We start from the raw sequence: 11245 nt of genomic DNA on the forward strand, positions 1-11245 counted from the left end.
TGCCGTGTCAATTGTAGAACGAACCGCGCGGGATTCAAGCCGTCAGACCAACCCCCCGCCCGTCCGGCACAGAAACAGGTTGTCGTGGCCGGGCACGAGGGCGTCAGCAATCTGGAGGATTTCCTGGAACGATTCCTTCGCTTTCACGAGGTCCCACGGCGGCTCGCCCAGGTCGCCCTGCTCAAAATGGTCGCGCGTCAGAACCGCGTCGCCCGTCACGATCGTGCTCTCGACGGCCGAATAGACCAGCAGCGACGCGTGGCCCGGCGTGTGGCCGAACGTCGGATACAGGTCCACCCCCGGCGCCAGGTGCTCCGGCGCCTCCTCGATGCGACCCAGGATCCGCCGGTCCGGGGCGTCGTCCGGCAACTCCGCGTCCGCGTAACGGATCTCCTCCTCGTACATCCACCACTTGGCCTTCGCGAAGAGGGCGATCCCCCGCCGGTGGGCCGGGTCGAAATGCGTCACAAAAACGTGCGTCACCGCCCCCGGCTCGAGGCCCGCGCGATAAAAGAGCGCCGCACGGAGGACCTCGGCCGGCCAGCCGGGGTCCACCAGGATCGTCATTTTGCCCGCGCGGATGAGCGTCGCCGTCGCGTACTCTTCGCGGGCCGGCGACTTCTCCTTCCAATACTTGTTCTTCGCCAGGCTTCCGATGGCGACGACGTCCAGCCTTGCCTCCGTCATGCAGCCTCCTTCCGCCGCCACTGTAGGGTCTGCCGGGAACCCGGGGCAATCGAATTTGTCCGCCCACCCTTTGTGAAAGGGGTTGGAAGCGGTTGCAGAACACGCTTGCGATTCTCTCCTGCGCTCACGGCTTCCACAGGGGGTTCACCTTCCACACGTCGAGGGATTGCAGCCTCGCCGTGCCGCCCTCGGCGAACAGGTCCACGCCGAGCGCTTTGGCGTCCGCGAAGGTTCGGTTGGTCAGGGCGGCCCCGCCGCAGTAGACCTCGAGGACGGATCTGTCGAGGAAGATGCGCAACACGACCGGCTCGTCCTGCGACCCGTGTCGGGTGATGCCGCCCCAGGCGGACGCCTTCTTGACGACGACGCCGTCCGTGCCGAATTGGTCGGTCTTCGGATCGTACCACACGCGGACGCAGTCTTTCCCGTCGCCCGACACGCGCAACTTGACGCCGAACCGCGACTCGACGTCGCTTGCCGACGTCCCGGGCGACACGCCGCCCGGCGCGAACACGGCGATGATCTCCAACGCATCGCCCGTAACGTCCGGGAGATAGCCGGACCGGCCGGGCTGAACCTCCAGGCCCCCCCATCGCCGATGCTCGCCGCGGAGCGACTCGATCTCCGGGATCGGTTCCTGCGCCACATGCCGGCCGCGAAGCGTCAGGACCCGCGGGATGGAATGGGCGCCTTCCCAGTAGGGCACGGACTTGGTGGGTGTTGCCGGCCCGGTCACCCAGCCGTGCATCAACTGCCGTCGCGAACCGCCCGGGCCCTTATCATCCACCATGTTCACGTTGAACGAGTAGTAGGTGCCGTTGTCCATGGATTTCGGCTCGGGATCGTCCGGCGTAAAGATCATCGTGTGCCGGTCATAGCGGCCGACCCAATACGGGTTGCCCGCGCCGACCAGCAGGACGTGCTTTGGGCCCAGCGGGATCAGGTAAGGCAATTCCCAAAACTTGCCCCTCTTGATGGACGGCGCGATGTTCTTCTGGAGCGTCCAGTGCTCCAGGTCTTTCGACGTCCACAACCAGGCCGCCCCCTGCCGATCGGCCCCCCCGGTGGCGCCCCCGATCAACTGACACCATTGATCGCCGTCCCGCCAGACATACCCGTCCCAATGGACGGGCGAGTACTCATGGGGACGTTGGCTGTTGTCCATGACCTTCTTCTTCTGCCATGTGATCCAACCGTCCGTGCTCCGCGCGAGCATTCCGTACGTCTCGCCGTGTCCCGCAACATTGCCCGTGTACAGGGCGCAGGGAAAACCGTCGTTGTCGATGAACACGTTCCCGGAGTACACGCCTCCCCGATCGTAAGGGCTGTCCGGCCAGACGGCCACCGGCCAATCCGTCCAGTGCACCAGGTCTTCGCTGACGGCGTGCCCCCAGCAGATTTTGCTGCGCTCCCAGCCGCCGCTTCCGTCGGATACCTGCGGACCGAACTGATAGAACAGGTGATACTTGCCCCCGTGGTAGATGGGTCCGTTGGGATCGTTGATCCAACTCTCCGGACCGGTGAAGTGGTAGATGGGCCGGTGCGAGTCGTTCTCGATCATCCACTGCCGCAGGGCCAGTGCAGCACGCGAGTAGGTTGCGACGTCCGTGCTCCTGACCACCTTGCGGTAGTCCGCCACGGGCGCCGGCAGACCGGCCAGCAGGGCCGGTGCCGCGGACTCCTTGCCGCTCGGGCCGGCACTGGCCGGCGGCCAAGGCTGCTCTTCCGCGCCCTTGGCCGCCCCGATCAGCCCCAGAACGAGCGCCCCTGCCGCCGCCAGGATCCGTGCCAGGTGCATGTGTGGTCTCCCCAAAAGGTCCGCGCAGTCCGTTCACCACCCGGATAGTTTCAACCACCCCGAGCGAATCAGGTTTCGTCGAAAAAGAGCGGGGGGTTACAGATCAAAGGGCGAGATGTAGTCGCCCTGGGCGGCGCCGAGATTCTCCAGGCGCCGGCGCTGCTCCGCCAGCACCTCGAAGAGCACCGGCGGCGCGTCCGCCACCTGCGTCCGGTGGAACCGTTCGACGCGGCCGACAATCCCCTCGACCCCACCGGCCGGGAAGGATTCGCGAGCCAGGAACATTTCGAGATGCTCTCCCGGCGAGATTTCTCCGCTCGTCCCATCGGGACTCGGTCGAAATAACAGGATTGGGCCGGTTCCCGATCGCCACGACGACGCTGTCCACGTCAAACGTGCACTCGCTGCCGGAGACGGGCCTTGTTCCCTACTCCGGGGCGTCGAGGTTCTTTTCCTTCGCCCCGGGGGGCGGGCGGTACTCAAAGACGCGCGGGTTCGGCCGCTTCTCCAGGCTCACGTCCTTAAGGCGAAGCACCAGGTCCACTTCCTCGTCGCCGTAGAAGCGGGCCCGGTAAACCGTGCAGACCTCCGTACCGCCCACGCGCTCGTACTTCAGAAGTTCCGCCATCAGGGTGCACCGGCCGGTCTCGTCAAACAAATCGACGCGCCTCGGGCGGAGCGAAACCGAGTCGAACCATATCCGCCGGACCGGCACGCGCTTGCCGCCGACCGCACGCTCGACGCTCAAAACATAATGCTCCGGATACGCCACGAACTCGGCCCGGGCGTCCGGCTCAAGGTCGATCCGAAAGACGCCGAGCGCCTCGGCAGGGGCCGACGGCGAAATGCTGAGCCTCGCCTCGCCCGGCCCGCCGCGCTGCCCCGTCCAGACGGTGTTGACGTTCGGCTTGATCCAGAGCCAGAACCTCTCGGCGCTCGCGCCGAGCGTGAAGACGTCCTGGCCCAGCACCTCGCCGTGGACGAACAGGTTCGAGGGCTTCTCGAGAAACAGGTGGCCGGTGACGTCATGGCGCACGCGTTTGCCCTCGCCGACGGGGAAGTCAAACATCAAGTCCGCCCGGGCCCAGAGGTGCCGGACTTTTTCGGCCCAGGCGTTGTGCGCCGCGAGGACTTCCTGCGGCCCTCGGACGAGCGTCTGCTCGGGGGCCGCTCGCTGCGGGGCGCCGCAGCCCGCCACGAGAACCGCGGCTCCGAGGATCGCCCCCAGAAAATGGCGCCTGACCTGCTCTGTTGAGAACATGCTTTTGTTCTCCCTCTCCCCTTGCGGGAGAGGGTAGGGTGAGGGGGCACAGGAGGCCTGGATGCCTTCTTCACCCTCACCCCACCCCTCTCTCGTTCGACCTAGAGGCTCTCGACGGGCCATCAAGGGAGAGGGAGGATGAAAGGATGTTTTTAACAGAGCAGGTCTGACCCCATTTTTCGCGCTAGGACGCATCGGGGCCGGGTTCCTCTTCCTCTTCCCACCGCTCGGGCATGTCGAGAATTTCGCGGAGCCGGTCGGCGACGCCTTGGACCTCCTCGTCCGAGAGGCCGGGGTTCTGGACGGTGTGCTGGCGGTCGCCGCCCACCTCGCGGAGCGTGAGCACTTCCGCCCGCCCGCCGAGACGCCGCAGCGAAACCAACCGAAGCCGACGCTTCCGCATCAGCACCAGCGCCAGGACGTAGCGGAACCGGCGGTTCTCCTCGTCCTCGCTCTTCTCGAGCCGCTCGAACAGCCGCAGCAGACGCGTGAAATCAATCAGCCGCGGGCCGCGTGTCGGCTCGGGCGCCGGCACGCTCGTCTTCCAGAAACTGAAGAAGGTTTGCGTGTCCGGCTGCCAGCACGCGGGGCAAAAATCCCGCCGCGCAAGGCGCGCTTCCTCCTCCGTCTCGACGACGGCCGAATAGTATTCATCCCCCACGCCGAACGCACGCTCGCACTGCGAGCATTGCCGGGCCGACGATTCGATCTTGTATTCCCGCTCCAGGGCCACGCTATTTCCTTAGCGCGTGAAGGACCGCCGACCGGATTCCCTTCGCCACCTGCTCGACCTCGCGCAGCATCTCTTCGGCGCGGCCTCGCACCGCCGCCGCGTCCGCCGCGTCCTTGTAACCCGCCAGGTTGACCTCGAGATTGATGAGGGCGGCCCGGGCGGCCCCGTGCGCGAGTTCCCCGGCCACGCCCACGTCGCTGATGAGGTTCGGATTCGCAATCCCCGCCAGCCGAAGCGCGATGACCAAAATGTCCCGGCAGCCGCCGAGGACGCTCTCAACGACGCCGAGCGAATTCTTCGTCGCCCGGCGGACGGCCTCGTCGCGTGCGGCTTTCTCCGGGTCGCTCCCCTTCGGCAGGCGGTAGGCGGCCATGATGGCCTCGTACGCCTTCATGTCCTCGTCCGCCAGGTCCAGGAGGCGACTGCGCGTCTCGGCGAGCCGACCCAGCGCCTCGTCAATCTCGGCCTGGACGGCCTTGAACTTTTCGCGCCCGCTCGTGAACCCCGCGGCCATGGAGGCCATCGTGGAAGCCAGCGCCCCGGCGACGGCGGCGACGCTCCCGCCGCCCGGCGTCGGCTGCGCCGCTGCCGCGTGATTCAGATATTCCTTCAGCGGTCTCGAACGATAAGTCATCCTGGTCTCCTTCCCGGCTCTCCGCCTCCCGCGCGCCGCTTGCGAGCCTGTTTCATAACCCCCTCTCCCCTTGTGGGAGAGGGCTGGGGTGAGGGGTGGCATTAGTTTTAAAAACTGTTTCTTGACGCTCCGTTCAACGCCCGGGGATGAACGCGAATTTTACCCGCCTCCGGCGGGCCCCGGGACGCTGTTCGAGCCGCCCGCGGCTTAGCGTCCGTCACGTTTAGCCGCGAGCCGACTCGTCCGCCGTAGCCCGCAGGGCGAAGGCGGAAGGCGAGCGCGTTTCCCCGCGCGCCGCTTGTCCCTGTTCTTGTTGGACCCCTTCGGGGCGGCTTAGCGCGCCGTTCAACGCCCGGGGATGAACGCAGTGAATCCCCGGGACGCCGTTCGGCCCGCCCGTCGATCCCGGCGCGCCGGGATCGACGGGCGGGCCGAACACCACCTTACGCCGCCTCCTGGCGCCTGTCAACCACCGAAACATCGCCACGACCGGCCCCGGGCGCCGCGGCTGTTAGTACTACAACGCTATCTCAACGCAGAGAGCGCAGAGATAACCTCTTCTTTCACAACCCCGGCGCGCCGGGGCACGGGCCGTGTGGCACGGCCGGTCTTGCCCGGCCGTGCGTCCCGGCGCGCCTGTCCCATTGGGGCCTGCGCACGGCGGGATCCCGGCGCGCCGGGACCGTGCCACACAAATTGCCTGTTGTGCTTTTGCTAAGTGCCAGAAAATCTTGCCGCACCCGTTAGGCGTTGGATATCGATTATTGTTTCTTCGCCGTTCCCCCCGGGGTATACTATCGGTATCCCAAGTCCGGAGCGGGGGCCGGCATGAACCGCCTGACGAATCTCGCAAACTCTTTTCCTTCGCCCGACGACGCCCATCGGCCGTCGCCTGCGCCCCTGCCCGCCGGGCCGCCCGTCAAAAAAGGGACGCACAAAACAGGTGTCCTATCCCAGGAAATACGAGCGACGGTGACGAAGCCTGCGCCGTTCAAATATTGAGAGTGGGCGAAAAAATAGGGAGCATGGAGGTGATCGCATGAAGTGGAGCGGGGTAGTGGTGATGGGCTTTGTTATTATGGTGTTACTCTCTGCATGCCAGAAACAGTATAGGACAGAGCGAATGGATCCCGCCAGGTATCACGCGGACAGACTCCTCGAAGGAGATTTCAGAGTTGCAGAGGATCCGCAGATACCTTACCACTTGGAGAGGTTGGTGGAGTTAGGCTTTGGGGATTCAGGACCTGTTCTATTGGCCCTCCTCAACGACACGTCACCAACACCGATCATCTGCGTTGGCGAAAGCATCTTCTTCCGCACATGCCTACGAGTTGATGGGGAGCCCGTCCGGAAGGCAACCATTGCCGACCTCGCGGATTGGGCCTTGCGACAGGTGTACAAAGTAGACAAGGGCGTGGGATTCCGTGGTGACTTGCCACTGGCCGAAAGAGAGCAGGCCATCCAGCGCTGGGTTAAGGTAATCGAGGACTTTGAGAGAAAACACCAAGCCGCGGAGGGCTGTCGGGAGCCGTCCATGACGGATGGGCCGCCTGGAATTCTTTTTCCTAGCGTCCCGTGATGCGCCCTTTAATGGTCCACGTGTGCCGTGAATGCCGAAAGCCCCCAATCCCAACGGGGCAGGCGGGGCAGGCGCGCCGAAGGCATCAGTGGGCAAGGATTATCCCCCGCGCCTTGCTGCGCGGGGCCAAGGCTTGCCCGCCTCTGGCGCGGCCCCGCGCCACACAAATTGCCTGTTGTGCTTTTGCTAAGCCGTTGCCGGCCGCCGTTACTTCGTCCCTACGTCCCTTCGTCCCTTAGTCCCTCGCTTTCCCCTTGTTCTTCGTCATTGACCATTGGGCGTTCGATATTGATTATTGTTTCTTCGCCGTTCCCCCCGGGTTATACTATCGGTATCCTCGTCGGGAGCGGGGGCCGTGATCGGACGCCTCGACAAGTCGGGCGAAGTGTCAGGTTTGGCAAGTCGCCACGGCGACTCGACTTGGCGAGCCGGGGGACCTACGAAAAGATTCCGGAAATAGGTATCCTGTCGCCGGAAATCCCCCGGAAATCACCGGAGAAAAAGGAACCTTGAGGCTACACATTCGGAGGTGCCCTTTGAGAATAAGATGCGCGTTAGCGCTGGTTGTTCTCCTGGTCGCAGGGTGCGGCGGAGGAGCGGACAGGAACTCGATACGTCGGTTGGGCGTCCAATTCTTTGGGCTTGAGCTCAGCACGTCCAAGAACCTGACTAGTGAGTGGATTGCGTTACAGAAATTACCACCCGTTTCGGAATGTCCGGGAGATCTCAGCCTTGGCACGTCCTTGACGCTGCCCCGTTGGGTGGCCGAGTTGAAGGCCTCCCATGGATTACGCCCTGATGGCAAAGAATCGGCATTGCGAAGTATAGTTACATATCTGCTGGGCCGTGACAGGCAAGGACGACTCTCGGTGGGCGTGTCTATAATGGAGGGGGGAGAAACCACTGCATACCTTACAAAGACCCTGCACGCACGGGAGGGTGAATGTGGGGTATTCCTCCTTCCCACAGCAGAGGGTGCCGAGTATGCGGTTTGTTTCGTGGTCACCAGCGCACCGCTTGTCGAATCAGGAGCCGATCCTGCGCAGCAGGACCATTAAATGTTTCTTCCTGGGGCTGTAGTCGTGCACAGATATTCGGCTTGGATTGGGGTCGGATCACCTAGGACGGATTAGGGAATTGTTGGGGCGCGAGGTCGCGTGCAACGGACTCCGGGGCGAGGCCGGGGTAGGACTCGCGAGAGGTGCGGCTGCAGATCGTGGCCGTGGCTCTTAAGGCCCATTCATGGGCCTTTGCCCCGCGCCAGCGGGGTATAGACCCGCCATTTTATGGCGGGGTGACCGGCCGCCACCTTCCCTTTCCTTTTTCTTTTCCCCTCCGCCCCGCTGCAAGCGGGGCGGAGGGGAAAAGAAAAAATGAAACGTGTTCGGACGCGACGCCGAACCGGGTCTAAAAGCCCCGGTCTACACGCCGCTCACGCGGCGCCAAGGCGGCTGAAGCCGCCTCAAAACGGATCCGCATCAAAGCCGTGCCACGAGAAACGGCCACCCCCCCGCGGGATTACTTGCGGATGGTTTCGGCTGCTTTCGCGTCGCTCGTCACGATGCAGATGACCGGCGTCTTTAGGTACTCGCCCGCCACGCGCCGGACCTCTTCGGGTGTCACGGCGCGGACGCGCTCGATTTCCTCGCGCGCGAATTCGGCGCCCAGTCCCAGCGCCTCGTCCACCGCCGCCTCGAACGCCCAGCCGTCCACCGTCTCGCGCCCGAGTTCCTTGGCCGTGACGATCGTCGCGCGGGCCGGCGCCAGTTCCTTCTCCTCGAAGCGGTGCGACGCCGCCCGTTTCATCGCCGACTCGATCGTCCGGGCGACCTCGGCCGCCTTCTCCGGCTGGCACACGGCGTAGGCCGCAAAGCACCCCGGCAGGAGGCCCGTCATCGTGTACGCGTGCACCTCGTACACCAGACCTTTGCCGCGCAACTCCTCGTGCAGCCAACCGCTCGGCATCTGGTACCCCGAGACGACCGTGTCGAGCACGTCCATCGGGAATCGGTCGCGAATGTTGTAGATATCCATTCCGGGATAGGCGACATAGACGATCGCGGCGCCTTTCTCGGACGGCTTGATGTACACCTCCCGCCCCGCGGTCTTGCGCGGCGCGACGTCCGCCGGAAACTTGAGGTTCGGATTCGCCGGCAAACTTTCCACTTGCCGCGCGACGTAATTGGCCGCCTTCACCAAGTCCATCCCGCCGAAGACGGCCACCACGAGGTTGTTTCCCACCACCAGGCGTTTATGCCAGCCGGCGAGGTCCTCGCGCCCCAAGGCCGCCACGACTTCCGCCGAGCCCTGCACGGGGAACCGGTACGGCGAATCCGTGAAGAAGCACCGCTGGAAAAAGAGGGCCGCCTCGCCGTGCGGCGTGTCCTCCATCTGCGCGAGTTCCGCCAGCAGTTGCCCCCGCATCAGTTCGACCTCCTGGGGCGGAAAGGTCGGCTCCAGCACGCTCGCCGACGCCAGGTCGAACGTCTTCTCAAAATCCTCCGCCAGGCACCGCGCCGAAAGGTAAATCGTGTTCCGTCCCGACGAGGCGTTCAGGTCCGCCCCCATCGCGTCGGTCGCGGAGGCAATCTCAGATGCCGTGTGCCTCGACGTTCCCTTGAGGAGCATCCGGCTCATGAAGTGCGAGATGCCCGCGTTCTTCTCCGACTCAATCGAAAGGCCCCCGCGCAGGCCCATCTGAATGCTCACCGTCTGGCTATCCGCGACCGGGCACAGGAGCAGCCGCACCCCGTTCGCCAGCACGCGCGAGATGATCTCCGGCCGCTGCGACGCGACGGCAGGCGCGGGCGGTTTCTCGCCCTCGGCCGGCGTTTTTTCCTTCGGCCGCACGACCGTTTCGCACAGGACCTCCGGCCTCAGGTACTTGGCCGCCACACGCTTCACGTCCTCGAGCGTCACGCCCTGGATGTTCCGCACGTAGCGGTCCGAGAAGTGCGGGTCGCCCACCAGGAGCGCGTTGGTCCCGAGGTCGGCGGCTATTGTCTCGCAGGCCTGGAGCGAGAAGACGTACTCGCTCGTCTTCTGGCGCTTCGCGCGCGCAAGTTCCTCGGCCGTGATCCCCTCGCGCGCCGCCCGCGCCAGATGCTCGAGCGCCGCCGTCCGCGCCGCCTCGGCCCTTTCCGGCTCCGCCTGAAAGAGGACGCTCAGCCGCCCGCCGTCGTACCCCGCGGGCGTGTAACTGAAACACGTAATCTCCTGCACCAGGCCGCGCCGCTCCCGCAGGTCCGCCACCAGCCGCGACGCCCGCCCTTCCCCCAGCACGAACGCCAGGATGTCCAGCGGATACAAATCTGGATGCGTCAGTTGAACCGTCGGAAACTCGAGGATCGCCCGCACGCTCGCGACGTCCATCTTCTCTTCGGCCCGGCGCGGCGCAACTTGCGTCTCTCGCGGACCGAGGACGACCGGCGCCGCCGACCGCCGCTCCCACCCGCCCAGCGCCGACCGGATCTCCTCGAACACCTGGTCCGCATTGAAGTCGCCGACCGCGACGGCCACGGCATTGTCCGGCCGCACCGCCCGCCCGTAGAACGCCGCCAGGTCCTCCCGCCTCAGACGCCTGAGGGCGTCCAGGTACCCGATCACCGGGTACCGCGCCGGATGGTTCAGGAAGAAGTTCTCGTCCGCCAGCCGCCACAGCACCTGGTCGGGGCTGGCCTCCGCCCGCTCCTGTTCGCGCTGGACGACCTCGAACTCGCGGGCGAACTCCTTCGCGTCCACCCGGCTGTTCATGACGTAATCTGAAATGATGTCAATGAGTTCGCCGATACGCCCCGCCTCCGCCTGGCCGTGGTAGCACACGAACTGCTTGCTCGTGTGGGCGTTGGTCTGGGCGCCGATCGCTTCGAGGGCCTCGCGCGTCGCCGCCTCCGTCCGCTCGTCGGTCGATCCGCCCGAGACGACGTGCTCCAGGAGGTGCGAGATTCCGCTGCCGGCGTATTCGCCCTCGTTCAGGCTCCCCGCGCCGACGTAAACGCGAAACGCCGCCACGCCCCCGAGGTGCCGCTCGCGCACGATCACCTCCAGTCCGTTCGGCAACCGCTCGATCCGCTCGCGCGCAGGGCGCACCGATTCGATCGGCGCGGGCGTCGCCTCCGGCCGCTCCTCGCCCGCGAGGCGGCACCCGCCCGCCACCAGCGCCGAAAGCACGAGCGCCGCCACGCTGGACCACGCTGCCGCGCGTCTCATGGTCTCACCCCTTCGCTCGCGAGGTCCCACACGACGAGCGTCATGACCTCGGCAAACCGGACCAGTTCATCGAGACTCGTCCATTCGTTCGCCATGTGCTCGACGCCTTCCGGCCCGCATGAGAATCCCACCGCCGGCATCCCGCGCAGGACCAGGAACTTCGCCACCGACGCCCCCGACTGGCCGAACACCTCCGGCCGCTCGCCCGTCACCTCTTCCGTCCGCCGCTGAATCACCTTCACCAGCGGATGGTCGGTCGCCACCTGGCTCGGCGGCTGGTCCGAAATCACTTCCAGCCGCATCCGCACGCCCGCCGCCTTCCCCGCCGTCTCCGACATAATGCC

Annotated in this window: 9 protein-coding genes; 1 reads left to right on the plus strand and 8 read right to left on the minus strand. The window is 65.4% G+C overall.

Annotated elements, in window-relative coordinates:
- Nucleotides 1-42: 42 nt before the first annotated feature.
- The 6 genes from NTX40_01265 to NTX40_01290 form a co-directional block, all read right to left on the minus strand.
- Nucleotides 43-687: an MBL fold metallo-hydrolase gene (locus NTX40_01265; protein MCX5647719.1), complete on the minus strand. Its 645-nt coding sequence runs from the start codon at nucleotides 685-687 to the stop codon at nucleotides 43-45.
- 124 nt (nucleotides 688-811) lie between these two features.
- Nucleotides 812-2485, minus strand: coding sequence for a glycoside hydrolase family 32 protein (locus NTX40_01270; protein ID MCX5647720.1), 1674 nt, complete (start codon nucleotides 2483-2485; stop codon nucleotides 812-814).
- Nucleotides 2486-2581: 96 nt separating this feature from the next.
- Nucleotides 2582-2770: a hypothetical protein gene (locus NTX40_01275; protein MCX5647721.1), complete on the minus strand. Its 189-nt coding sequence runs from the start codon at nucleotides 2768-2770 to the stop codon at nucleotides 2582-2584.
- Between the two features lie 142 nt (nucleotides 2771-2912).
- The gene (locus tag NTX40_01280) at nucleotides 2913-3746 is read right to left on the minus strand and encodes a hypothetical protein (GenBank protein ID MCX5647722.1); all 834 of its coding nucleotides are present in this window, start codon (nucleotides 3744-3746) and stop codon (nucleotides 2913-2915) included.
- Nucleotides 3747-3930: 184 nt separating this feature from the next.
- On the minus strand, nucleotides 3931-4479 hold the full coding sequence (locus tag NTX40_01285) for a hypothetical protein (protein ID MCX5647723.1): 549 nt from the start codon (nucleotides 4477-4479) through the stop codon (nucleotides 3931-3933).
- 1 nt (nucleotide 4480) lies between these two features.
- Nucleotides 4481-5113: a cyclodeaminase/cyclohydrolase family protein gene (locus NTX40_01290; protein ID MCX5647724.1), complete on the minus strand. Its 633-nt coding sequence runs from the start codon at nucleotides 5111-5113 to the stop codon at nucleotides 4481-4483.
- Nucleotides 5114-6152: 1039 nt separating this feature from the next.
- Here NTX40_01290 and NTX40_01295 point away from each other — a divergent pair.
- Complete coding sequence (locus NTX40_01295; protein MCX5647725.1) at nucleotides 6153-6692, plus strand: hypothetical protein; 540 nt, start codon at nucleotides 6153-6155, stop codon at nucleotides 6690-6692.
- Between the two features lie 1518 nt (nucleotides 6693-8210).
- Here NTX40_01295 and NTX40_01300 read toward each other — a convergent pair.
- Together NTX40_01300 and NTX40_01305 are read right to left on the minus strand one after the other, a co-directional pair.
- Nucleotides 8211-10901, minus strand: coding sequence for a pitrilysin family protein (locus NTX40_01300; GenBank protein ID MCX5647726.1), 2691 nt, complete (start codon nucleotides 10899-10901; stop codon nucleotides 8211-8213).
- On the minus strand, nucleotides 10898-11245 hold a 348-nt coding region (locus NTX40_01305), incomplete at its 5' end, for a M20/M25/M40 family metallo-hydrolase (protein MCX5647727.1). The genes NTX40_01305 and NTX40_01300, both read right to left, overlap by 4 nt.

This window comes from Planctomycetota bacterium (assembly GCA_026387035.1).
Taxonomy (GTDB): domain Bacteria; phylum Planctomycetota; class Phycisphaerae; order FEN-1346; family FEN-1346; genus JAPLMM01.

Coding starts and splice junctions, on each gene's coding strand:
- NTX40_01265 (MCX5647719.1), bottom strand. CDS start 687: ATGACGGAGGCAAGGCTGGACGTCGTCGCCATCGGAAGCCTGGCGAAG.
- NTX40_01270 (MCX5647720.1), bottom strand. CDS start 2,485: ATGCACCTGGCACGGATCCTGGCGGCGGCAGGGGCGCTCGTTCTGGGG.
- NTX40_01275 (MCX5647721.1), bottom strand. CDS start 2,770: ATGTTCCTGGCTCGCGAATCCTTCCCGGCCGGTGGGGTCGAGGGGATT.
- NTX40_01280 (MCX5647722.1), bottom strand. CDS start 3,746: ATGTTCTCAACAGAGCAGGTCAGGCGCCATTTTCTGGGGGCGATCCTC.
- NTX40_01290 (MCX5647724.1), bottom strand. CDS start 5,113: ATGACTTATCGTTCGAGACCGCTGAAGGAATATCTGAATCACGCGGCA.
- NTX40_01295 (MCX5647725.1), top strand. CDS start 6,153: ATGAAGTGGAGCGGGGTAGTGGTGATGGGCTTTGTTATTATGGTGTTA.
- NTX40_01300 (MCX5647726.1), bottom strand. CDS start 10,901: ATGAGACGCGCGGCAGCGTGGTCCAGCGTGGCGGCGCTCGTGCTTTCG.